The 23,295-nt window shown below is 61.1% G+C and carries 19 protein-coding genes; 16 read left to right on the top strand and 3 right to left on the bottom strand.

All coding sequences use genetic code 11. The annotated features are described in order from the left end of the window. Positions 1-53 precede the first annotated feature (53 nt). From dapD to map, 3 genes are all read right to left on the bottom strand, one after another. A complete protein-coding gene (gene dapD / locus CK627_RS20285) occupies positions 54-881 on the bottom strand; it encodes a 2,3,4,5-tetrahydropyridine-2,6-dicarboxylate N-succinyltransferase (RefSeq protein ID WP_005303473.1) in 828 nt (275 codons plus the stop codon). A gap of 184 nt (positions 882-1,065) precedes the next feature. Beyond that, positions 1,066-3,702, bottom strand: coding sequence for a bifunctional uridylyltransferase/uridylyl-removing protein GlnD (glnD, locus tag CK627_RS20280; RefSeq protein WP_095593222.1), 2,637 nt, complete (start codon positions 3,700-3,702; stop codon positions 1,066-1,068). Between the two features lie 85 nt (positions 3,703-3,787). Continuing rightward, positions 3,788-4,576, bottom strand: coding sequence for a type I methionyl aminopeptidase (gene map, locus CK627_RS20275; RefSeq protein WP_005303471.1), 789 nt, complete (start codon positions 4,574-4,576; stop codon positions 3,788-3,790). A gap of 361 nt (positions 4,577-4,937) precedes the next feature. On the opposite strand from map, the gene rpsB reads away from it, so the two are divergent. The 16 genes from rpsB (at position 4,938) to dnaE (ending at position 23,291) form a co-directional block, all read left to right on the top strand. After that, positions 4,938-5,666 carry a 30S ribosomal protein S2 gene (rpsB, locus tag CK627_RS20270; RefSeq protein ID WP_005303470.1) on the top strand — a complete coding sequence of 243 codons (729 nt, stop codon included), beginning with the start codon at positions 4,938-4,940 and terminating at the stop codon, positions 5,664-5,666. A gap of 104 nt (positions 5,667-5,770) precedes the next feature. Then, positions 5,771-6,652: a translation elongation factor Ts gene (gene tsf / locus CK627_RS20265; RefSeq protein WP_005303460.1), complete on the top strand. Its 882-nt coding sequence runs from the start codon at positions 5,771-5,773 to the stop codon at positions 6,650-6,652. 71 nt (positions 6,653-6,723) lie between these two features. After that, positions 6,724-7,458 (top strand): UMP kinase, encoded by a 735-nt coding sequence (gene pyrH, locus CK627_RS20260; protein WP_005303458.1) that lies wholly within the window; start codon positions 6,724-6,726, stop codon positions 7,456-7,458. 94 nt (positions 7,459-7,552) lie between these two features. Then, the gene (gene frr / locus CK627_RS20255) at positions 7,553-8,110 is read left to right on the top strand and encodes a ribosome recycling factor (protein WP_010634784.1); all 558 of its coding nucleotides are present in this window, start codon (positions 7,553-7,555) and stop codon (positions 8,108-8,110) included. 72 nt (positions 8,111-8,182) lie between these two features. Continuing rightward, a complete protein-coding gene (gene uppS / locus CK627_RS20250) occupies positions 8,183-8,959 on the top strand; it encodes a polyprenyl diphosphate synthase (RefSeq protein ID WP_095593221.1) in 777 nt (258 codons plus the stop codon). A gap of 26 nt (positions 8,960-8,985) precedes the next feature. After that, the gene (locus CK627_RS20245) at positions 8,986-9,843 is read left to right on the top strand and encodes a phosphatidate cytidylyltransferase (RefSeq protein WP_005303453.1); all 858 of its coding nucleotides are present in this window, start codon (positions 8,986-8,988) and stop codon (positions 9,841-9,843) included. A 63-nt stretch (positions 9,844-9,906) separates the two neighbouring features. Beyond that, a complete protein-coding gene (gene ispC, locus CK627_RS20240; protein ID WP_017764118.1) occupies positions 9,907-11,100 on the top strand; it encodes a 1-deoxy-D-xylulose-5-phosphate reductoisomerase in 1,194 nt (397 codons plus the stop codon). A gap of 82 nt (positions 11,101-11,182) precedes the next feature. Then, positions 11,183-12,535 (top strand): sigma E protease regulator RseP, encoded by a 1,353-nt coding sequence (gene rseP / locus CK627_RS20235; protein WP_017764119.1) that lies wholly within the window; start codon positions 11,183-11,185, stop codon positions 12,533-12,535. A 34-nt stretch (positions 12,536-12,569) separates the two neighbouring features. Beyond that, on the top strand, positions 12,570-14,993 hold the full coding sequence (gene bamA / locus CK627_RS20230) for an outer membrane protein assembly factor BamA (RefSeq protein WP_005303446.1): 2,424 nt from the start codon (positions 12,570-12,572) through the stop codon (positions 14,991-14,993). Between the two features lie 148 nt (positions 14,994-15,141). After that, the gene (locus CK627_RS20225; protein ID WP_017764121.1) at positions 15,142-15,654 is read left to right on the top strand and encodes an OmpH/Skp family outer membrane protein; all 513 of its coding nucleotides are present in this window, start codon (positions 15,142-15,144) and stop codon (positions 15,652-15,654) included. Positions 15,655-15,657: 3 nt separating this feature from the next. Next, on the top strand, positions 15,658-16,677 hold the full coding sequence (gene lpxD, locus CK627_RS20220) for a UDP-3-O-(3-hydroxymyristoyl)glucosamine N-acyltransferase (protein WP_005303442.1): 1,020 nt from the start codon (positions 15,658-15,660) through the stop codon (positions 16,675-16,677). A gap of 24 nt (positions 16,678-16,701) precedes the next feature. Further along, on the top strand, positions 16,702-17,163 hold the full coding sequence (gene fabZ / locus CK627_RS20215) for a 3-hydroxyacyl-ACP dehydratase FabZ (protein ID WP_010634777.1): 462 nt from the start codon (positions 16,702-16,704) through the stop codon (positions 17,161-17,163). Between the two features lie 5 nt (positions 17,164-17,168). Further along, a complete protein-coding gene (gene lpxA / locus CK627_RS20210) occupies positions 17,169-17,960 on the top strand; it encodes an acyl-ACP--UDP-N-acetylglucosamine O-acyltransferase (RefSeq protein WP_017764123.1) in 792 nt (263 codons plus the stop codon). Continuing rightward, a complete protein-coding gene (gene lpxB, locus CK627_RS20205) occupies positions 17,953-19,092 on the top strand; it encodes a lipid-A-disaccharide synthase (RefSeq protein WP_005303436.1) in 1,140 nt (379 codons plus the stop codon). Before lpxA ends, lpxB begins: the two co-directional genes overlap by 8 nt. Before the next feature lie 75 nt (positions 19,093-19,167). Beyond that, on the top strand, positions 19,168-19,758 hold the full coding sequence (gene rnhB / locus CK627_RS20200; protein ID WP_019839053.1) for a ribonuclease HII: 591 nt from the start codon (positions 19,168-19,170) through the stop codon (positions 19,756-19,758). A 53-nt stretch (positions 19,759-19,811) separates the two neighbouring features. Next, on the top strand, positions 19,812-23,291 hold the full coding sequence (dnaE, locus tag CK627_RS20195; RefSeq protein WP_005303432.1) for a DNA polymerase III subunit alpha: 3,480 nt from the start codon (positions 19,812-19,814) through the stop codon (positions 23,289-23,291). Positions 23,292-23,295: the final 4 nt, after the last annotated feature.

Genomic DNA, 23,295 nt, shown 5'->3' with positions numbered 1-23,295 from the left:
GCCAAAATCAAAAGGGCGCCATCAGGCGCCCTTTTAAATCACAGCAAAACCGCTTACTCGTCGATGGAACGCAGCAGAGCGTTGATGCCGACCTTGGCGCGGGTCTTGGCATCCACCTTCTTGACGATGACGGCGGCGTAGAGGCTGTACTTGCCGCACTTGGAGGGCAGGGAGCCGGAGACGACCACGGATCCAGCCGGGACGCGGCCGTAGTGGATCTCGCCGGTTTCACGGTCATAGATGCGAGTGGACTGGCCGATGAAGACGCCCATGGAGATGACGGAGCCTTCCTCGACGATCACCCCTTCCACCACTTCGGAACGGGCACCGATGAAGCAGTTGTCCTCGATGATGGTCGGGTTGGCCTGCAGCGGCTCCAGCACGCCGCCGATGCCGACGCCGCCGGAGAGGTGAACGTTCTTGCCGATCTGGGCGCAGGAGCCCACGGTGGCCCAGGTGTCGACCATGGTGCCTTCATCGACGAAGGCGCCGATGTTGACGTAGGAGGGCATCAGCACGGTATTGGGCGCGATGAAGGAGCCTTTGCGGGCGGTAGCTGGCGGTACGACACGCACACCGGCGGCCTTGAACTGCTCGGCGCTGTAGTCGGAGAACTTGAGGGGAACCTTGTCGTAGTACTGGGCATCGTCGCCCTTGATGATGCCGTTGTCATTGATGCGGAAGTAGAGCAGCACCGCCTTCTTCAACCACTGGTGCACCACCCACTCGCCGGCAATCTTCTCGGCGACGCGGGCCTTGCCGGAATCCAGCAGGTCGATGGCTTGCAGGATGGCGGCCTTGGTGGCGGCATCGACGGAGCCGGGAGTGATGGAATCACGGCGCTCGAAGGCCGCTTCGATGATCTGTTGCAACTCGGTCATGACAGGTTTCCTTTAAAAAATTCCGTTTGTTGTATCACACTTTTCCAACTGTTTTTAAGGGCCCGGGCCGATTTCTTCACAAGAACGGCGATTTATTGTACTCGAGTGGCCCAACCACTTGTTCTGACTGAAAAATCAGGCTGATAAACGGGGTCTTGTGAGGCCGGTCCGGGGTGTCATGGGCCTACCCTTCAGCACTCTCCACAGGGTTGAGCTGATTGACCAGCCGCTCCTCCAGCGCTTGCTGCTCGGTCTGGGTCAGGGGTTCGCCAGCCAGGGTGGTGAGGCTGAAGAAGTCCTCCACCCGCTCGCCGATGGTGGTGATCTTGGCGGCGTGCAGCGACAGGCCGCACTGCTGGAATACGGCGCCGATGCGGGCCAACAGGCCCGGGGTGTCGAGTGCGGTCAGCTCCAGCAGGGTGTGGCGGTTTTCCCCCTTGTGGGGCAGAAACACCACTCGGGTCGGTACGCTGAACTGGCGGTGGCGGCGCGACAGGGGCTTGCTGCGCAGCACCAGCTTGCCCGGCTCCTGCAGCGCCTTCTCCAGCGCCTTCTTGATGGTGGCGGTGCGGTTGGGGCTGATGGGCTCGCCGTTGGGTTCGAGCACCACGAAGGTATCGAGCACGTAGTCGCTGCGCGAATTCATGATCTGGGCGTCGTGGATGTTGAGGTTCTTCTGATCCAGCGCCGAGGCCACGGTGGCGAACAGATTCGGGGTGTCGCGACAGTAGATGAACACCTCGCTGCCGCCGCGGGTCGGGTGCTTGCCGATGATCACCAGCGGCGCCGGGTTGTCGCCGTGCTCGATGATCTTGCGGCAGTGCCAGGCGATCTGCTCCGGGGTGTGGCGCAGGAAATAATCGGCCTTGAAATCGCTCCAGAGCTGGTTGATGGCCTCCTCCGGCACGTCGCGCTGGGCCAGGAACTGCTTGGCCTGGCGCTGGTTTTCACGGATCCGCAGGCGCATGTCAGGCGGGTTCTCCAGCCCCTGGCGCAGCGCCTTCTGGGTGACGAAGTAGAGTTCGCGCAGCAGGGTGCCCTTCCAGTCGTTCCACAGGGTGTCGTTGGTGGCGCAGATATCGGCCACGGTCAGGCAGTAGAGCAGGTCGAGGTGCTGCTCGTCGCGCACCTTCTGGGCAAAATCGGTGACCACGTCCGGGTCGTAGATGTCGCGGCGCTGGGCGGTGACCGACATCAGCAGGTGGTGGCGCACCAGCCAGGCGACCAGCCGGCTTTCGTAGCGATCCAGGCCGTGCAGCTGGCAGAACTCCAGCGCATCGACGGCGCCGAGCTCGGAGTGATCGCCGCGCCGCCCCTTGGCGATGTCGTGAAACAGGGCGGCGATGCTGAGCAGCTCCGGCTTGCGCAGCCGGGTGAAGACCTCGTGGCAGAGCGGGTGAGTCTGGCGGCTGGCCGGGTTGGGAAACTGGTGGATGTTCTTGAGCAGCCGGTGGGTGTGCTCGTCCACCGTGTAGGCGTGGAACATGTCGAACTGCATCTGGCCGACGATAAGGTTCCACTGCGGCAGGTAGGCGGCCAGGATGCCGTATTTGTGCATCAGGCTGAGCGGTTGGCCGATGCCGTTGGGGTGGCGCAGCAGCGCCATGAACAGGCGGCGGCACTCGGGCAGGTCCTGCAGCCAGCAGTTGAGCTTGCGACGCGCCTCGCGCAGCTGGCGCAGGGTGGCGGAGTGGATGCCGGCAATCTCCGGGTGCTGGGCAATCTGGTAGAAGAGGCGCAGGATGGCGGCGGGATCGCGGCCGAACAGCTCGCTATCCACCGCATCGATGAGGCGCCCGCGCAGCTGGAACTCGTCGGAGAGGCGGCGCACGTCCATGGCGGTGTTGCCGAGGATCGCCTCGTCAAACAGCTGCAGCAGCATCTCGTTGAGCTCGGAGACCCGTCGCACCGTCTGATAGAAGCGCTTCATCATCTGCTCGACCGGGGCGTTGCCTTCCCCCTCGAAGCCCAGCATCTGGGCCACGGTGCGCTGGCGGTCAAACAGCAGCCTGTTGTCGCCCTTGTTGATGGCCATGTGCAGGGCGAAGCGCACCTTCCAGAGAAAATTCTGGCAGTCGAGCAGCTCGCGATACTCGGCCCGGTTGAGAAAACCGTGGCTGGTCATCTCGAACAGGGTGGTGGCGCCGAAGTGGCGGCGAGCCACCCAGGCCAGGGTCTGGATGTCGCGCAGCCCCCCCGGATTGCACTTGAGATCCGGTTCGAGCTTGTAGGCTGTGCCGAGAAACTGCTGGTGGCGCTGGGCCTGCTCTTCGCGCTTGGCCTTGAAGAACTGCTCGCTCGGCCAGAAGTGCTGGGGGCCAGTGGCCTCCTTGAGCTGCTGGAAGCCCGCCTCGCGGCCGGTTATGTAGCGCGCCTCGATGAGGTTGGTGGCGACCGTGATGTCGCCTCGCCCCTGCTCGATGCACTCGCGCACGTTGCGCACCGCCTGGCCCACCTCCAGCTTGAGATCCCACAACAGGGTGATGAACTCGCCAATGCGCAGCCCCAGCACCTCGTCCAGCTCGTCCCCTTCATAGAGGATCAGCAGGTCGATGTCGGAGTGGGGGTGCAGCTCGCCGCGGCCATAGCCTCCCACTGCGATCAGGGTGAGCTCCGTCTTGTCGAAGCCGAATTTCTGCCACAGCCGGGTCAGCAGTTGGTCCATGTATTCGGAGCGGGTGGCCACCAGTTCGATGATGTTGTCACCGGCGTCGAAGCGGGCGTGCAGCCAGCCGAGAAAACGGCTCAGGTACTCCTTGCAGTTCTCGCGGGTGAGCTGATCGTCGGGCAGCAGGTGGGGGGAAAGCAGGCTGGCGTCCATGGCGTCTCACACTCTTGTCACAGGCCGTCGTGCGGGGCCTGTGGCTGATAAAAACAAAACCCCGGCGAGGGGCCGGGGTTTGATGTTAACCGTGTTTGATGAGACGGTCGATAGTGTCGTCCGGGCGCAGGGTCAGCACCTCGCAGCCATCCTCGGTCACCAGCAGGGTGTGCTCCCACTGGGCGGAGTCGCCGCCATCCTTGGTGGTCACGGTCCAGCCATCCTTCGGGTTGACCTTGCAGTGGTACTTCTTGCTGTTGACCATGGGCTCGATGGTGAAGCACATGCCCGGTTTGAGCTCCAGCTTGCCGCCGTTGCGGTAGTGCAGGATCTGCGGCTCTTCGTGGAACTCGGCCCCGATGCCGTGACCGCAGTAGTCACGTACCACGGAGAAGCCGGCCTTCTCGACGATGGGCTGGATCACGGCGCCGATCTCGGTGATGCACATGCCGGGGCGCACCTGTTTGATGGCGGCGTAGAGGCTCTCCTGAGCCACCTTGCAGAGCTGGCGGCGCAGCGGGGTGGTCTCGCCCACGATGAACATGGCGGAGGTATCACCGTGGTAGCCATCCTTGATGACGGTGATGTCGAGGTTGATGATGTCACCCTCGCGCAGCTTCTTGTGGTTCGGGATGCCGTGGCAGATCACATCGTTCACCGAGGTGCAGATGGACTTGGGGAAGCCATGGTAGTTGAGCGGGGCAGGGATGGCCTGCTGCACGTCGACCATGTAGTTGTGGCAGATGGTGTTCAGTTCGTCGGTGGTGACGCCCGCCTTGACGTGGGGGGCGATCATGACCAGCACATCGGCGGCCAGCTGGCCGGCAACGCGCATCTTTTCAATCTCTTCCGGTGTCTTGATTTTAATGGACATGGGATCTCTCTTGGGACCTGACCGCGCACCCTGTGATGTCCGGCAATCAGGTAATGAAAAATAGATGCGTTTGCAATCAGGCCAAAATTTTATCCCCAACCCCCGTTTACTTCCAGTGTGATTGTCATCACAGCGTCAAATCGGTGCCGCAACCTGCTCAGCAGGGATCCATTTTTAGCGGTGAGGCTGGTGGTGTCCTGACCAAAGTTATGGTATAAAGCGCGCCGGAATGGGGAACTTGTCTCCCCGTACCATCACCCTTACTTAAACAACACACACACATCGACACATATGCCGGGGTGCCTTAACGGGTCGGTTATATGGGATGTGTGGAGGCCTAACCCCAATACAGAGGTATAAAATGGCTAAAGTTTCTATGCGCGACATGCTGCAAGCCGGCGTTCACTTCGGTCACCAGACTCGTTACTGGAACCCGAAAATGAAATCCTACATCTTCGGTGCCCGCAGCAAGGTTCACATCATCAACCTGGAAAAAACCGTTCCGATGTTTGACGATGCCATGAACTTCATCAGCTCCGTAGCTGCCAAGAAGGGCAAGGTACTGTTCGTAGGTACCAAGCGTGCCGCGTCTGAAGCCGTAAAAGAAGCCGCTGAGCGTTGCGACCAGTTCTATGTTAACCACCGCTGGCTGGGCGGCATGCTGACCAACTGGAAAACCGTTCGTCAGTCCATCAAGCGCCTGAAAGATCTGGAAACCCAGAGCCAGGACGGTACCTTCGACAAGCTGACCAAGAAAGAGGCGCTGATGCGTACTCGCGAAATGGAAAAGCTGGAGAAGAGCCTGGGTGGTATCAAGAACATGGGCGGCCTGCCTGACGTTCTGTTCGTTGTCGATGCCGACCACGAGCACATCGCTATCAAAGAAGCCAACAACCTGGGTATCCCGGTAGTTTCCATCGTTGATACCAACTCCAACCCGGACGGCGTTGACTATGTCATCCCGGGTAACGACGACGCTATCCGTGCCGTTCAGCTGTACCTGAATGCTGCTGCTGACACCGTACTGGAAGCTCGCGCTCAGGACATCGTTGTTCAAGCCGAACAAGATGGCTTCGTTGAAGCTGAGTAATTGATAAGGACTGCAAAGCCCTTATTAACCAAGCTGATGTAATTGGTTAGCAGGGGCCCTTGTGGCCCCTGTTTCTTGTCAATTCAAGACCGAGGATACTGGACATGGCAAACATTTCTGCCGCCCTGGTAAAAGAACTGCGCGAGCGCACCGCCGCTGGCATGATGGATTGCAAAAAAGCACTGGAAGAAGCCAACGGTGATATCGAACTGGCTATCGAAAACATGCGCAAATCCGGTCAGGCCAAAGCCGCCAAGAAAGCTGGCCGTATCGCCGCTGAAGGTGTGATCTTCGCCCGTACCGAAGGCAACGTTGCCGTCATGATCGAGCTGAACTGCGAGACTGACTTCGTTTCCAAGGATGCCGGCTTCCTGGCCATGGGTCAGAAAATCGTTGAGATCGCCGCTACCCAGAAGATTGCTGACGTTGACGCGCTGAAAGCCGCCGACTTCGGCAACGGCGAGTCCGTCGAGCTGACCATCACCAACCTGATCGCCAAGATCGGTGAGAACATGAACCTGCGTCGCGTGATGCTGGTTGAAGGTGACAACCTGGGCACCTACGTTCACGGTTCCCGCATCGGTGTTATCACCAAGCTGGTCGGCGGTACCGACGAGCTGGCCAAAGATCTGGCCATGCACGTTGCTGCCAACAGCCCGCAATTCGTCAAGCCGGAAGATGTGTCTGCCGACGTCGTTGCCAAAGAGCGCGAAATCCAGATCGACATCGCCATCAACTCCGGCAAGCCGAAAGAGATCGCCGAGAAGATGGTTGAAGGCCGCATGAAGAAGTTCACCGGTGAGGTTTCCCTGACTGGTCAGCCGTTCGTGAAGGATCCTTCCATGACCGTTGCCGAGCTGCTGAAGAAAGAAGGCGCTGACGTTGTTTCCTTCACCCGTTTCGAAGTGGGCGAAGGCATCGAGAAGCAAGAGACCGATTTCGCTGCAGAAGTAGCAGCTCAAATCGCGGCCGCTCAAAAGGCCTAATCGAACCGGTTTTTCCGTTTCCCCAGACCGCGACTTATGTCGCGGTCTTTATATGACCAGGAATCAGTGACATGAGTACCAATCCCAAGCCTGCATACAGACGTGTTCTTCTGAAGTTGAGTGGTGAAGCCCTGCAAGGATCCGAGGGTTTTGGCATTGATCCGGCGGTGCTGGATCGGATGGCCCAAGAGATCAAAGAACTGGTTGAGCTGGGTGTTCAGGTCGGTCTGGTCATCGGTGGCGGCAACCTGTTCCGTGGTGCCGGTCTTGCCAAGGCGGGCATGAACCGCGTGGTGGGCGACCACATGGGTATGCTGGCTACCGTGATGAACGGTCTGGCCATGCGTGATGCCCTGCATCGTGCTTATGTGAATGCCCGTCTGATGTCTGCCATCTCCCTGCAAGGCATCTGTGACTCCTATGTCTGGGCTGAAGCCATCAGCCAGCTGCGCGCCGGCAAGGTGGTGATCTTCTCCGCCGGTACCGGCAACCCCTTCTTTACTACCGATTCTGCGGCCTGTCTGCGCGGGATCGAGATCGAAGCTGACGTCGTGCTCAAGGCCACCAAGGTGGATGGCGTGTTCACGGATGATCCGGTCAAGAACCCGGATGCCGTGCTGTACCATGAACTGAGTTATGATGAAGTTCTTGAAAAAGAACTCAAAGTGATGGATCTTGCTGCTTTTACTCTGGCCCGCGACCACGATCTGCCGATCCGCGTGTTCAACATGAACAAGCCGGGTGCGCTGCGTCGGGTGATCATGGGTGAGCCGGAAGGTACCTTGATCCACCATGTCAGCAAGTGAGACAAGCGTGAGCTCCGGCTCGTTTGTCCATGACGCCAGCAAATAAGATAGATACGGGCCGGTAGACGGCTCGTTCGCCAAAAGGAAAACCACTGTGATCAACGAGATTAAAAACGACGCCAAGGACCGCATGGGCAAGAGTGTCGAGTCGCTCAAGACCCAGATGTCCAAGATCCGCACCGGCCGCGCTCACCCGAGCCTGCTCGACGGCATCCAGGTGGAGTATTACGGTGCCGCCACTCCTCTGAAACAGTTGGCCAACGTGGTGGCAGAAGATGCCCGCACCCTCTCCATCTCCATCTTCGATCGCTCCATGATCCAGGCGGTGGAAAAGGCCATCCTGACCTCCGATCTGGGCCTGAATCCGTCCAGCAACGGCCAGACCCTGCGCGTGCCGCTGCCGCCGCTGACCGAAGAGCGCCGTCGTGATCTGACCAAGATCGTGCGTGCCGAAGCGGAAGGTGCCCGGGTTGCCATTCGCAACATCCGTCGCGATGCCAACGCCGATCTGAAGGCCCTGCTCAAAGACAAAGAGATCTCCGAAGACGACGACCGTCGTGCCCAGGAAGAGATCCAGAAGTTGACCGATTCCTTCATCAAGCTGGTAGACGATGCGCTGGCCGTGAAGGAAAAGGAGCTAATGGAAATCTAAGCCTCTGACAGGTATATTACGAGCGCCGTGTAGTGCCCCTGCACGGCGCTTTTGTCTTTGTGGGAGAAATGAATGTCGCTTTTGGCAGCCGTAGGTGATTGTGCCAATTCGTCCTTGCCTCGTCATGTGGCCATCATCATGGATGGCAACGGACGCTGGGCCCAGAACCGTGGCAAGATGCGGGTCTATGGCCACAAGGCCGGTGTGAAGTCTGTTCGCGAGGCGGTGACCTTTGCCGCGCGTGCCAAACTGGATGCGCTCACTCTGTTTGCGTTTTCCAGCGAGAACTGGCGCCGCCCGGAAGGGGAGGTCAGTGCCCTGATGGAACTGTTTATAACGGTGCTGGGCCGCGAGGTTAAAAAACTGCACAGCAACGGCATTCGGCTCAAGGTGATCGGCGATACCGCCCGCTTCAGCGAACGGCTGCAGGCCAAAATCGCCAAGGCGGAGGCGTTGACCGCCAACAACAGGGGGCTGACCCTCAACATCGCCGCCAATTACGGTGGCCAGTGGGACATCACCCAGGCGGCTCGCAAGCTTGCCACGGCTGTGGCGGCAGGTGAATTGTCGGCCGAGCAGATTGATGAAACCCTGCTTGGTCGCGAGGTGTGCATGGCCGACCTGCCGCCGGTGGATCTGCTGATCCGTACCGGTGGCGATCATCGCATCAGCAACTTCGTGCTGTGGCAGCTCGCCTATGCCGAGCTCTATTTTACCCCGGTGCTGTGGCCCGACTTCGGCGAAGCCGAGTTCAGCGAGGCCGTGGCCTCCTTCGTCTCCCGTGAGCGCCGTTTTGGCTGCACCGGTGAACAGATCCGGGAATTGATCGCCGAGCAACAGACCGGCTAACCCCCCTCCCAAGAGAGAGGCTTCTTTTGCTAAAACAACGAATTATTACCGCATTGCTACTGGTTCCCCTGGTGTTGGGAGCCCTCTTTTTTCTGCCGTTGAAATTCTTTGCCCTGTTGGCATCCCTGGTATTTCTGTTGGCCAGCCGCGAGTGGAGCGGCTTTGTCTCCGCCAAACCGCAACAGTGGCTGCCGCTGGTCTATTGCCTGCTGCTCGGTGCCAGCCTGTTCTGGCTGCCGGTGGAGCAGTTGTGGACTCCCCACCTGCATCCGCTGGTGATGGGCGTGCTCTGGACCGCCGTCAGCTGGTGGCTGCTGGGGCTGCTGCTGGTGCTGCGCTACCCCCAGAGCGCCAAGCTGTGGAAGGAGTCCATCTGGCTCAAGTCCCTGTTTGGTCTGGTGACCCTGGTGCCCTTCTTCTGGTCCCTGGTGGCCATCCGTGGTTACAACTTCTATCACGACCCCATGATGGGAGCCTGGATCCTGCTGTTCGTGATGGGACTGGTCTGGGCGGCAGATTCTGGCGCGTATTTTTTCGGCAAGGCGTTCGGCAAACACAAGCTTGCGCCGGCCGTGAGCCCGGGTAAAACCATCGAAGGCATGTGTGGCGGCCTGTTTACCGCCAGCCTGCTGGCGGTGGGGGTGACCTGGTTCATGGGCTTCGTGCCCGCCAAGATGGCCATAGTGCTGTTCTGCTCCCTGCTGGCGGTGCTCGCCTCTGTGCTCGGTGACCTGACCGAGAGCATGTTCAAGCGCGAGGCCGGCATCAAGGATTCAGGGACCCTGCTGCCCGGTCACGGCGGCATTCTCGACCGTATCGACAGCCTGACCGCCGCCCTGCCGGTATTCCTGCTCAGCTACCTGTTGCTCAGCCAGGAATTCTGATGGACTGCCCGATGATCCGGCAGGCCGCAGGTGCCATCCATTCGTCATACAGCGGGAGTTTTGATGCATAACCTGGTGATTCTGGGAGCCTCCGGCTCCATTGGTCAGAGTACGCTCAAGGTACTGCGGCACAATCCTGGGCGCTGGCAGGTGCTGGCGCTGACGGCGGCCCGCAGCGTGGATGCCATGCTGCGCGACTGCCTCGAGTTTTCCCCCCGTTTCGCCGTCATGGTGGACGAAACTGCGGCTGCCGAGCTGGCCGGTCAACTCAAGACCCACGGCAGCGCCACCCGGGTGCTGTCCGGTCCGGCCGCCCTGTGTGACGTGGCCGCTCACCCCGATGCCCACAGCGTGATGGCGGCTATCGTCGGTGCCGCCGGCCTCGCGCCCACCATGGCCGCCGTGCGGGCCGGCAAGCGCATCCTGCTGGCCAACAAGGAGGCGCTGGTGATGTCCGGTGCCTTCTTCATGGAGGCGGTACGCGAGCACGGTGCCGAGCTGCTGCCCATCGACAGCGAACACAACGCCATTTTCCAGTGCTTGCCCGAGGCCATTCAGCGCCAGCCGGGCTTTTGCGACCTGGCGGGGGCGGGGATCAGCAAGATCCTGCTGACCGGCTCCGGCGGCCCGTTCCGCTACACCGACATCGGCGAGCTGGCCCATGTCACCCCGGCCCAGGCCATCGCCCATCCCAACTGGTCCATGGGAGCCAAGATCTCGGTCGACTCTGCCACCATGATCAACAAGGGGCTGGAGTATATCGAGGCGCGCTGGCTGTTCAACGCGGCGCCCGAGCAGATCCAGGTGGTGATCCATCCCCAGTCGGTCATCCACTCCATGGTGCAGTACAAGGACGGCTCCGTGCTGGCTCAGCTCGGCAACCCGGACATGTGCACCCCCATCGCCCACGCCCTGGCCTATCCGGCTCGGGTCGAGTCCGGTGTGGAACCTTTGGACTTCTTCAGTGTCGGAGAGTTCAGCTTTATCCGTCCCGACTATGAGCGCTATCCCTGTCTGCAGCTTGCCATGCATGCCTGTCAGCAGGGTCAGGCCGCGACCACGGCCCTCAATGCCGCCAACGAGGAGGCCGTAGCGGCTTTCCTTGCAGAGCGGATCGGTTTTATGGATATTGCCAGAGTCAATGAGGCCACCATGCTCGCCCTGGGCGGCACGGATGTCGGCTCGCTGGACGATTTGATTGCGCTGGATGGGGCGGCCCGTGCCCGTGCTCACAATTTGATTGAGGAGCTTAGCTGATGAGAAGTATTTCGTGGCATTGTGCTGCCTTCACCCTGAATGTCGGAGACAGGACCATGCATGAATGCGAGGTGATGGGCTGATGGGCGGTGTGTTGTGGAACATAGGTGCCTTTATCGTCGCCCTCGGGCTGCTGGTTGCGGTGCATGAATTCGGCCACTTCTGGGTGGCCCGCCGCTGCGGCGTCAAGGTCGAGCGCTTCTCCATCGGTTTTGGCAAGGCCATCTGGCGCCGGCTCGGCAAGGATGGCACCGAGTACGTGCTGGCCCTGATCCCCCTTGGTGGTTACGTCAAGATGCTGGATGGCCGGGTCGACGAACTCAAGCCCGGTGACGAGCAGTACGCCTTCAACCACAAGAGCGTCTGGGCGCGGATGGCCATCGTCGCAGCCGGCCCCATGGCCAACTTCGTGTTTGCCCTGTTCGCCCTCTGGCTGATGTTCATGATCGGCGTCCCCGCCGTCAAACCCGTGGTGGGCGAGGTGCGTCCCGCCTCCATCGTGGCGGCGGCCGGGGTGGAGCCCGGCATGGAGATCGTCGGCGTCGGCGGCGAGGAGACAGGTGACTGGGAGAGCGTGACCTATGCCCTCATCAGCCACCTTGGCGATGACTCGGTCCAGCTCAAGCTCAAGGCGGCCAACACCAGCTATGCGGTGGACAAAACCCTGCAGCTGGCCGGCTGGAAGTTTGATCCCGACAAGGAGTCCCCCATCGGGAGCCTCGGGATAGTGCCGCTGGGCGGCAAGGTGCTGCCGGTGGTCGATGCGGTGGTGGCCGCGAGCGCCAGCGAGAAGGCCGGCCTCCAGGCTGGCGATCGCATCAAGCGGGTAGGGGATGAGGCGATCACCGAGTGGGCCCAGTTTGTCCACCAGGTGCAGCAGTCGCCCAGGCAGCCGCTTGAGGTGACCGTCGAGCGGGCGGGCAGCGAGCTGACCCTGACTCTGACCCCGGATGCCAAGAAGGTGCGGGGCCAGCTGGTCGGTTTCGTCGGCCTGTCGCCGCAACTGGTTCCATTACCGGATGAGTATCGGATTCTGTTACAGTATGGGCCTTTGCAAGCCCTGTGGCAGGGCGCCCAGAAGACCTGGAGCCTGACCACCCTGACCTTCGACATGATCGGCAAGCTGATCGGTGGCATCGTCTCGCTGGACAACCTGAGCGGCCCCATCTCCATTGCCAAGGGGGCGGGCAGCAGTGCCGACTATGGACTGGTCTATTTCCTCGGTTTTCTGGCGCTCATCAGCGTCAACCTGGGGATCATCAACCTGTTCCCCCTGCCGGTGCTGGATGGTGGCCATCTGGTCTACTTCCTCATCGAGGCGGTCACCGGCAAGCCGGTATCGGAAAAAATTCAGGAAGTGGGTTTCCGGATTGGCGCCGCCATTCTGATGTTACTGATGGGTATTGCGCTGTTTAATGATTTCGCTCGCCTCTGAGGCCAGAGCATCAACAAGGACACATAAGAACAAAATGGCTGTTAAAAAAGCATTGGTGTTGAGTTGCCTGCTGGGTGCCAGTTTCCTGGCCCAGGCGGCCCCTGCCTCTTTTGTGGTGCAAGATATTCAGGTTGAAGGTCTGCAGCGGGTGACCCTGGGTGCCGCCCTGTTGAACCTGCCGATCCGGGTTGGCGATTCCGTCGACTCCGTCGCGCTGGCCAACGCCATCAAGAAGCTCTATGCCTCCGGCAACTTCGAGGACGTCAAGGTCTACCGCGACGGCCAGGTACTGCAGGTGATGGTCAAGGAGCGGCCGACCATCTCCAGCATCGAATTCTCCGGCAACAAGGACATCAAGGAGGAGCAACTGACCCAGAGCCTGGAGTCCTCCGGCATCCGGGTGGGTGATCCCCTCGATCGCACCGTGCTGAGCTCCCTCGAGAAGGGGCTGGAAGATTTCTATTACGGCGTGGGCAAGTACTCCGCCAAGGTCAAGGCCATCGTCACCCCGCTGCCGCGCAACCGGGTCGACCTTAAGTTCACCTTCGTGGAAGGGGAAGCGGCCAAGATCCAGCAGATCAACATCGTCGGCAACAACGTCTTCCCGGAAGAGAAGCTGCTGGCCCAGCTCTCCCTCAAGGATGACGTGCCCTGGTGGAACTTCACCGGCGACCAGCGCTACCAGAAACAGAAGCTGGCCGGCGACATCGAAACCCTGCGCTCCTACTACATGGACCGCGGCTACATCCGCTTCCAGCAGGAGTCCACCCAGGTCTCCATGACCCCGGACAAGAAGGGGGTCTACGTCACCCTCAACGTCAAGGAAGGGGATCAGTACAAGGTCTCCGGCATCCAGCTCAAGGGCGATCTGATCGATCGCGGCGGCGAGATGAAGGGGCTCATCCCCATCGAGACCGGCAGCATCTACTCCGCCAGCCAGGTGACCCATACCGAAGAGGTGCTCTCCAAGTTCCTCGGTCGCTACGGCTACGCCTACCCGAAAGTGGTCACCTTCCCGCAGGTCAACGACCAGACCAAGGAAGTGGAGCTCATCGTCAACATCGAGCCGGGCCCGCGCGTCTACGTGCGCAACATCAACTTCAGCGGCAACGTCACCACCAAGGACGAAGTGCTGCGCCGCGAGATGCGTCAGATGGAGGGCACCTGGCTCTCCTCCGACAGCGTCGAGCAGTCCAAGACCCGTCTCAACCGCCTCGGCTTCTTCGAGAGCGCCGAAGTGGACACCAAGCGGGTGCCGGGCAGCGATGACCAGGTCGATCTGGACTTCAAGGTCAAGGAGCAGCCTGCCGGTTCCATCAACGCCGGTGTGGGCTACGGTACCGAATCTGGCCTGAGCCTGCAGGCGGGCCTGCAGCAGGACAACTTCATGGGGACCGGCAAGAAGATCGGCATCTCCGCCAGTACCAACAAGTACTCCAAGAGCGTCGACCTCAGCTACAACGATCCCTACTTCACCGTGGACGGGGTCAGCCTGGGCGGTCGTCTCTACTACAACCAGTTCAGTGCGGCCGACGCCAACATCGTGGACTACGAGAACACCACCATCGGCTTCCGCCTCTCCAGTGGTTTCCCGGTCAACGAGAACAACCGTCTCGACTTCAGCCTCGGGGTCGAAAACAACAAACTGTCCCAGCCCAACCCCTATCTGCAGGTGGATGAGTTCTGGAAGGTGTACAGCAAGAACAAGGATGGCGACAACCGCATGGTGTTCAACACCGTCGACGTCACCGCCGGCTGGACCCGTTCCACCCTCAACAAGGGCCAGTTCCCGACCGCCGGTGATCGTCAGCGGGTCAACGCCAAGGTCACAGTGCCGGGCATGGATCTGCAGTACTTCAAGCTCAACGCCGAAGACGCGCACTACTTCCCGTTCGATGCGGATCACAAGTGGGTGCTGATGGCCAAGGCGCGAGCCTCCTACGGCAACGGCTACGGCAGCAACGGCAACTATGATCACGTACTGCCGTTCTTCGAGAACTACTTCGCCGGTGGTTTCGACACCCTGCGTGGCTTCAAGAGCAACACGGTCGGTCCGAAGGCGCTCTACTACTACAACCTGAGCGGCAACGACGTCATCCAGGGCACCGACAGCTCGGTGGGTGGCAACGCCTTGGCGGTCGCCTCCCTCGAGATGATAGTGCCGACGCCGTTTGCGTCCGAGACCTATCAGCCGCAACTGCGGACCAGCTTCTTCATCGATGCCGGCTCGGTGTGGGATACCACCTTCGACTATGACCAGTATCGCAACCGTTGCTTCAGCGGCTGCAACTATCTGGCCGACTATTCGGATCCGACCAACTACCGCGCCTCGGCCGGTCTGTCGCTGCAGTGGCTCTCTCCCATGGGCCCGCTGGTGTTCGCGATTGCCCGTCCGCTCAAGCAGTACGAGGGCGACCGGACCGAGTTCTTCTCATTCAACATCGGCCGTACCTTCTAAGGACGGACCTTGCCCCCACCCAATGGTGGGGGTATTCAATGATGGGACGCGCAGCCTGCGTGCCTCACCAGGTAACAAGTCGGTCCGGGTACCACTTGCATAATCAGGTAAATCAGGTAGCCCTCACATGAGGGAACAAGGAGTAAGTGTGAATAAAGCGTTGAAAGTAGCTGGTTTGAGTTTTGCACTGATGGCTGCCGGCATGGGCTCCGCCTTGGCCGAGACCAAGATCGCCGTGGTCGACATGGGCGAAGTCTTCCAGAAGCTGCCCCAGCGTGAAGCCGTTTCCAAGAAGCTGAAAGGCGAATTCGAGCCGCGCATGCGCGAGCTGCAGAAGCTGGAAGCCGATGGTCAGAAACTGGTCGAGAAGTTCAAGAAGGATGAAGCCTTCATGAGCGCCGATCAGAAAAAACAAAGCCAGGAGAAGCTGGCCAAGCTGCAGATGGAGTTCAACCAGAAGCGTCAGGCGTTTGAACAGGACAACGGTCGCCGTCAGTCCGAAGAGCGCAACAAGATCCTGACCAAGGTGCAGGCAGCCATCGACTCCATCGCCAAGAGCAATGGTTACGATCTGGTGCTGGAGCGCAACGCCGCCCCGTACGCCGCCAGCAAGCTGGACATCTCTGCCCAGGTTATTTCTCAGGTAAGCAAGAGCAACTAATTGATGGCATTCACTCTCGCACAGCTGGCCCAGCAACTGGGGGCCCAGGTCCATGGCGACGGAACCCTGGAAATCCGCAAGGTAGCGACACTGGAAAAGGCCGGGGAGGGGGACATCACCTTCCTGTCCAATAAAAAGTACCGGCATTATCTGGAGCAGAGCAAGGCGACCGCCGTGCTCATCACAGAAGCGGATCTGCCATTTTGTCCCACCAATGCCCTGGTGCTCAAAGACCCCTACGTGGGCTTTGCAAGGGTTGCCCAACTGTTGGACACCACGCCGCAGCCGGCCACGGATATCCATCCGAGCGCGGTGATCGCGGCGGACGTGCAACTGGGTGAGAGAGTGGCCATCGGGGCCAATGCGGTGATCGAATCCGGCGTGGTGCTGGGGGATGATGTGCGCATCGGTCCGGGCTGTTTCGTTGGCAAGAATACCCGACTGGGAGCCCGCTCCCGGTTGTGGGCCAACGTTACCCTCTATCACGACGTCACCATGGGCACCGACTGTCTGGTTCAATCCGGCACAGTGATCGGCGCCGATGGTTTCGGTTATGCCAACGAGCGCGGCGAGTGGATCAAGATCCCCCAGCTCGGCGGCGTGACCATCGGCAACCGGGTCGAGATCGGTGCCTGCACCACCATCGACCGCGGCGCGCTGGAAGATACCCGCATCGCTGACAACGTCATCATCGACAACCAGTGCCAGATCGCCCACAACGTCGAGATCGGCTACGGCACCGCCGTGGCGGGCTCCACCGTGATGGCAGGTAGTCTCAAGGTCGGCAAATACTGTATCATTGGCGGCGCCTCCGTCTTTAACGGGCATATGGAGATCTGCGACCAGGCCACCGTTACCGGCATGGCCATGGTGATGCGACCCATTACCGAGCCCGGTGTCTACTCTTCCGGCATCCCCCTGCAAACCAATAAAGAGTGGCGCAAGACCGCCGCCCGGGTGATGCGTATCGAAGAGATGCACAAGCGGTTGAGCAAGCTTGAGAAGAAGCTGGACCAAGAATAATCACGATTGGTATAGGGTACTGTTTTGACTACTGAAAAGAAGAGCCTGGGTATCCAGGAAATAATGGATCTGCTGCCCCACCGTTATCCGTTCCTGATGGTGGACAAGGTGGAAAACTACGAGATCAGCGATGAGCGCAAGACCCTGCGTGCCATCAAGAACGTCTCCTTCAACGAGCCGATCTTCCAGGGGCACTTTCCGGCCAAGCCGGTGTTCCCCGGTGTGCTGATCCTGGAAGCCATGGCACAGGCCACCGGTATCCTGGCGTTTACCATGGTGGGCAAGCCGTCCCCCAACGAACTCTATTACTTTGCCTCAATCGACAACGCTCGTTTCAAGCGTCCGGTGGGCCCCGGCGATCAGCTGGTGCTCGACGTGGAGTTCCTGAAAGAGCGTCGCGGTATCGCCAAGTTCACCGGTGTGGCCACGGTCAACGGTGAAGTGGTCTGTACCGCCGAGCTGATGTGCGCCAAACGCGAGGTTTAACACACGTGATCGACCAGACTGCCATCATTCACGATACTGCCGTCGTCCATGAGTCTGCCGTCATCGGTAAAGGGGTTGAAATCGGCCCCTTTTCTGTCATCGGTGCCGAGGTGGAAATCGGCGACAACACCTGGGTCAGCTCCCATGTGGTGATCAAGGGCCCGACCAGGATTGGTCGTGGCAACAAGATCTTCCAGCACACCTCCATCGGTGAGGATTGCCAGGACAAGAAGTACGCCGGCGAGCGCACCTTCCTCGAGATCGGCGACAACAACGTCTTTCGCGAGAACTGCACCGTGCACCGCGGCACCATCCAGGATCAGTCCCTGACCCGGATCGGCAGCGGCAACCTGTTCATGGTCAACGTCCACGTTGCCCACGACTGCATCATCGGTGACAACTGCATCTTCGCCAACAACGCGACCCTGGCGGGCCACGTGGTGATCGGCGATTTCGTGATCTTCGGCGGTCTCTCCGCGATCCACCAGTTCGGCCGCGTCGGCTCCCACGCCTTCGTCGGTGGCTGCGCCGCCCTCAACAAGGACGTGCCCCCCTACGTGATGGCCGCCGGCAACTACGCCAAACCGTTCGGGGTCAACTCCGAAGGGCTGCGTCGCCGCGGTTACACGCCTGAGGCCATCTCCGCCGTCAAGCGCGCCTACAAGGAGATCTTCCGCTCCGGCAAGACCGTCGAAGAGGTGCTGCCTGTGCTGATCGAGATGGCGCAAGCCGAGCCGGCCGTCCAGCTCTATGTGGATTTCCTCAAAGACAACGAGCGCGGGATCATCCGTGCCTGATCCGGTTCGCATCGGTATCGTCGCCGGAGAGGTCTCCGGCGACATTCTGGCTGCTGGCCTGGTACGCGAGCTGCAGGCCCGCTACCCGGACGCGCAGTTCGAAGGGATCGCCGGGCCGCGCATGCAGGCCCTCGGCGTGAAGGCCCTGTTCGAGATGGAAGAGCTCTCCGTCATGGGGATCACCGAGGTGCTGGGCCGTCTGCCGCGCATCCTCAAGGTCCGCCGCGAACTGCTGCGCCACTTCATCGCCAATCCGCCCGATATCTTCATCGGGGTGGATGCACCGGATTTCAATATCGGGGTGGAGCTGAAACTGCGCCGCGCCGGTATCAAGACGGTTCACTATGTCAGCCCCTCGGTGTGGGCCTGGCGCCAGAACCGCATTCACAAGATCAAGGCCGCCACCGACATGGTGCTCGCCTTCCTGCCGTTCGAGAAAGCCTTCTACGACCGCTTTGACGCCCCTTGCCGTTTCGTCGGCCACACCATGGCGGACGACATTCCGCTGGTGCCGGATCAGGCCGCGGTGCGCAGAACCCTCGGCATCGACGCCAATCGCCGCTGGCTGGCGGTGCTGCCGGGCAGCCGCACGGCGGAAGTGGGCTTCATGTCGCCGCTGTTTCTCGAGGCGTGCAAGCACCTGACGGTGCGCTACCCGGATCTCGGCTTCATCGTGCCGCTGGTCAACCAGAAGCGGCGCGAGCAGTTCATGGCCATCAAGGCCGACGTGGCGCCGGATCTCGACATGGTGCTGCTGGAAGGGCAGGGCCGCGAGGCGATGATCGCCGCCGACGTGGTGATGCTGGCCTCTGGCACCGCGGCGCTTGAAGCCATGCTGGTGAAAAAACCCATGGTGGTGGGCTACAAGCTCAAGCCCTTCAGCTACTGGCTGGCCCAGCGGCTGGTGAAGACCGAATTTGTCTCCCTGCCCAACCTGTTGGCCGGCCGCATGCTGGTGCCCGAACTCATCCAGCACGAGTGCACCCCGGAGAACCTGGTGGTCGAGGTGAGCAAGTATTTCGAGCACGACAATAGCGCGCTGGTGAACACCTTCACCGAGCTCCATCAGCTCATTCGCTGCAATGCCGACCACCAGGCCGCCGAGGCGGTGGCCGAGCTGCTGGGCCGGTAGAGAGCGGGCGGCCAGTGTGGCTGCGCCAACGCGACGCCAGGCCCTGCGGGGCCTGTTTTGATTCAAGGCTACAAGATGATGATCGATATTCCTGACGACAAGCTGGTTGCCGGTGTGGACGAGGTGGGCCGTGGCCCCCTGGTGGGAGACGTGGTGACCGCCGCCGTCATCCTCGACCCGGCCAACCCGATCGAGGGGCTCAACGACTCCAAGAAGCTCTCCGAGAAGAAGCGCCTCGCCCTGTTTGACGAGATCAAAGAGAAGGCGCTGGCCTTCGCCATCGGCCGTGCCAGCCCGGCGGAGATCGACGAGCTTAACATCCTGCACGCCACCATGCTGGCGATGCAGCGCGCCGTGGCGGGGCTCAAGGTCACGCCCGAGCTGGTCTTCATCGATGGCAACCGCTGCCCGGCTCTGCCGATGGAAGCCCGCGCCGTGGTCAAGGGCGACAGCCTGGTGGCCGCCATCAGCGCCGCCTCGATCCTCGCCAAGGTGACCCGGGATGCGGAGATGACCGAGCTGGACAGCCGCCATCCCGAGTACGGCTTTGCCCGCCACAAGGGCTATCCGACTGCGGAGCACCTCGCCATCCTGGCCGAGCGCGGCCCGTTGCCGGAATATCGTCAAAGTTTCAAACCGGTGCGCCGTGCACTGGGAGTGGAATAACCCATGCTGATTTGTCTAAGCGATGGCTGCTTGCGTAATGAGAGGGCATGACGATGGCTGACCCCCGTTTCATTCACCTGCGGGTGCATACCGACTTTTCCATGGTGGATGGTCTGCAGAAGATCAACCCCATCGTCGGGGCCGCGGCGGCCGACAACATGCCGGCGCTGGCCCTGACCGACCAGATGAACATGTGCGGCCTGGTGCGCTTCTATGGCGCCGCCCACGGCAAGGGGATCAAGCCTCTGGTCGGTGCCGACTTCTGGGTGCAGAGCAGTGAACTTGGCGACGAGCAGTTTCGCCTCACTCTGCTCGCCATGGACAACGACGGCTACCAGAACATCACCCTGCTCATCTCCCGCGGCTATCAGCGCGGCCATGTGCAGGGGCGGCCGGTCATCGACAAGGAGTGGCTGGTCGAGCACGCCAAGGGGGTGATCGTGCTCTCCGGCGGGCGCGAGGGGGACGTGGGCAAGTTCCTGCTCAAGGGCAACCGCCAGATGACCGAGCAGTGCGTCGCCTTCTACCAGACCCACTTCCCTGACGCCTACTATCTGGAGCTGCTGCGTACCGGTCGCCCCGACGAGGAGGTCTACCTGCACATGGCGGTGAACCTCGCGAGCGAGTTCGCGCTGCCGGTGGTGGCCACCAACGAGGTGGTGTTCCTCACCGCCGATGACTTCGACGCCCACGAGATCCGGGTGGCCATCCACGACGGCTATACCCTGATGGACAAGCGCCGGCCGCGCCGCTACAGCCCGCAGCAGTACCTGCGCAGTCAGGACGAAATGTGCGAGCTGTTCGCCGACATCCCGGAGGCGCTGGAGAACACGGTGGAGATCGCCAAGCGCTGCAACGTGACGGTGCGTCTGGGTGAATACTTCCTGCCCAACTTCCCCACCGGCGACATGACCACCGAAGACTTCCTGGTGGCCAAGTCGAAAGAGGGGCTGGAGGAGCGGCTCGAGTTTCTGTTCCCGGATCCGGCGGTGCGGGCCGAGCGTCGTCCCGAGTATGACGAGCGCCTCGACATCGAGCTGAAAGTGATCAACCAGATGGGCTTCCCGGGTTACTTCCTCATCGTGATGGAGTTTATCCAGTGGTCCAAGGACAACGGCATCCCGGTCGGTCCGGGCCGGGGCTCGGGTGCAGGTTCGCTCGTTGCCTACGCCCTCAAGATCACCGACCTGGATCCACTCGAATTTGACCTGCTGTTCGAACGTTTCCTGAACCCCGAGCGGGTCTCCATGCCCGACTTCGACGTCGACTTCTGCATGGACCGACGGGACGAGGTGATCGAGCACGTCTCCGAGATGTACGGCCGGGATGCTGTGTCCCAGATCATCACCTTCGGCAGCATGGCGGCCAAGGCGGTGGTACGGGACGTGGGCCGGGTGCTGGGCCACGCCTACGGTTTCGTCGATCGCATCTCCAAGCTGATCCCGCCGGATCCCGGCATGACCCTGGCCAAGGCGTTCGAGGCCGAGCCCAAGCTGCCCGAGCTCTACGAGCAGGACGAGGAGGTCAAAGACCTCATCGACATGGCGCGCCGGCTGGAAGGGGTGGTGCGCAACGCCGGCAAACACGCCGGTGGCGTGGTGATCGCGCCCACCAAGATCACCGACTTTGCACCGCTCTACTGCGATGACGAGGGCCATCACCCGGTCACCCAGTTCGACAAGAATGACGTGGAATACGCCGGCCTGGTGAAGTTCGACTTCCTGGGTCTGCGCACGCTCACCATCATCGACTGGGCGCTCGGCATGATCAACCCGCGCCTTGCCAAAGAGGGCAAGCCGCCGGTCGACATCGCCGCCATCCCCATCGACGACAAGCGCTCGTTCGACCTGCTGCAGCGCTACGAGACCACCGCGGTATTCCAGCTCGAATCCCGCGGCATGAAGGATCTCATCAAGCGGCTGCAGCCGGACTGCTTCGAAGACATGATCGCTCTGGTGGCCCTGTTCCGGCCGGGCCCGCTCCAGTCAGGCATGGTGGACAACTTCATCGACCGCAAACACGGCAATGAAGCCATCTCCTATCCGGACGAGAAGTGGCAGCACGAGAGTCTGCAACCCATCCTGGAGCCCACCTACGGCATCATCCTCTACCAGGAGCAGGTGATGCAGATCGCCCAGACCCTGGCCGGGTACACCCTGGGGGGCGCGGATATGCTGCGCCGGGCCATGGGCAAGAAAAAGCCCGAGGAGATGGCCAAGCAGCGGGCCGGTTTTGAAGAGGGAGCCATCAAGAACGGCGTCGACGGCGAGCTGGCGATGAAGATCTTCGACCTGGTGGAGAAGTTCGCGGGCTACGGCTTCAACAAATCGCACTCCGCCGCCTATGCGCTGGTCTCCTACCAGACCCTCTGGCTCAAGACCCACTTCCCGGCCGAGTTCATGGCGGCGGTCATGACCGCAGACATGGACAACACCGACAAGATAGTGACCCTGGTGGACGAGTGTCAGCGGATGGGGCTGACGGTGATCCCGCCGGACGTCAACACCGGTCGCTACCGCTTCAGCGTCAACGAGGACGGTCATATCGTCTACGGCATCGGCGCGGTGAAGGGGGTGGGGGAAGGTCCCATCGATGCGATCCTGGAAGCACGGGATCGGGATGGCCCGTTCCGCGACCTGTTCGACTTCTGCAACCGGGTCGACATCAAGAAGCTCAACAAGCGGGTGATGGAGAAGCTTATCCTCTCCGGCGCCATGGACCGGCTCGGCCCTCACCGCGCCGCCCTGATGGCGACCCTGGAGGAGGCGATGCGCGCCGCCGAGCAGCACGCCAAGGCCCAGGCGGTGGGGCAGGTCGACATGTTCGGCGTGCTCACCGAGGAGATAGACGACGTCAAGAAGGCGTTCGCCAACGTGCCGCACTGGCCCGACAAGGTGTGGCTGGAAGGGGAGCGCGAGACCCTCGGGCTCTACCTGACCGGTCACCCCATCAACCAGTACAGCGGCGAATTACGTCGTTACACCTCGGGTCGCCTGTGCGATCTGCATCCCACCTCCCGCGATACCGTGACCACGGCGGCTGGGCTGGTGATCGCGGCGCGCAGCATGGTGACCAAGCGCGGCAACAAGATGGGGATCTTCACCCTGGACGACCGTTCCGGTCGCCTCGATGTGACCCTGTTCAGTGAAGCGCTGGAAAAATATGAAGAGTTGATGCAAAAAGACCGTATTTTGGTGGTTTCTGGACAGGTCAGCTTTGATGACTTCTCCGGTGGCCTTAAAATGTCGGCCCGTGAATTACTGGATATCAACGATGCGAGAGAGCGTTTTGCCAGGGCAATCCGCATCTCTCTCGATGAACAGCGAATCGATGATCGCTTTTTCCCGCGTTTGTGCGAGATTTTGGAGCCCGCCCGTGCCGGAGTCTGTCCGGTTCAGGTAAACTATCGTCGCCCCGGCTCCCGGGTGCGATTGACGCTCGGCACCGAGTGGCGGGTGACGCCCACCGATCAACTGATAGATGACTTGCGCGTCCTGCTGGGACGAGAGCGGGTTGAATTGGTTTTTGATTAGAGGA

It is taken from the genome of Aeromonas dhakensis (assembly GCF_002285935.1).
Lineage (GTDB): Bacteria > Pseudomonadota > Gammaproteobacteria > Enterobacterales > Aeromonadaceae > Aeromonas > Aeromonas dhakensis.
Note: the sequence above shows the minus strand (reverse complement) of the source record. Positions and strands in the feature narration are given on the sequence as shown.

Excerpts from the sequence above, each read along its gene's own strand:
- dnaE (WP_005303432.1), top strand. The coding sequence starts at position 19,812 with ATGGCTGACCCCCGTTTCATTCACCTGCGGGTGCATACCGACTTTTCC.
- tsf (WP_005303460.1), top strand. The coding sequence starts at position 5,771 with ATGGCAAACATTTCTGCCGCCCTGGTAAAAGAACTGCGCGAGCGCACC.
- ispC (WP_017764118.1), top strand. The coding sequence starts at position 9,907 with ATGCATAACCTGGTGATTCTGGGAGCCTCCGGCTCCATTGGTCAGAGT.
- rnhB (WP_019839053.1), top strand. The coding sequence starts at position 19,168 with ATGATGATCGATATTCCTGACGACAAGCTGGTTGCCGGTGTGGACGAG.
- pyrH (WP_005303458.1), top strand. The coding sequence starts at position 6,724 with ATGAGTACCAATCCCAAGCCTGCATACAGACGTGTTCTTCTGAAGTTG.
- uppS (WP_095593221.1), top strand. The coding sequence starts at position 8,183 with ATGTCGCTTTTGGCAGCCGTAGGTGATTGTGCCAATTCGTCCTTGCCT.
- lpxD (WP_005303442.1), top strand. The coding sequence starts at position 15,658 with ATGGCATTCACTCTCGCACAGCTGGCCCAGCAACTGGGGGCCCAGGTC.
- glnD (WP_095593222.1), bottom strand. The coding sequence starts at position 3,702 with ATGGACGCCAGCCTGCTTTCCCCCCACCTGCTGCCCGACGATCAGCTC.
- rpsB (WP_005303470.1), top strand. The coding sequence starts at position 4,938 with ATGGCTAAAGTTTCTATGCGCGACATGCTGCAAGCCGGCGTTCACTTC.
- bamA (WP_005303446.1), top strand. The coding sequence starts at position 12,570 with ATGGCTGTTAAAAAAGCATTGGTGTTGAGTTGCCTGCTGGGTGCCAGT.
- dapD (WP_005303473.1), bottom strand. The coding sequence starts at position 881 with ATGACCGAGTTGCAACAGATCATCGAAGCGGCCTTCGAGCGCCGTGAT.
- rseP (WP_017764119.1), top strand. The coding sequence starts at position 11,183 with ATGGGCGGTGTGTTGTGGAACATAGGTGCCTTTATCGTCGCCCTCGGG.
- map (WP_005303471.1), bottom strand. The coding sequence starts at position 4,576 with ATGTCCATTAAAATCAAGACACCGGAAGAGATTGAAAAGATGCGCGTT.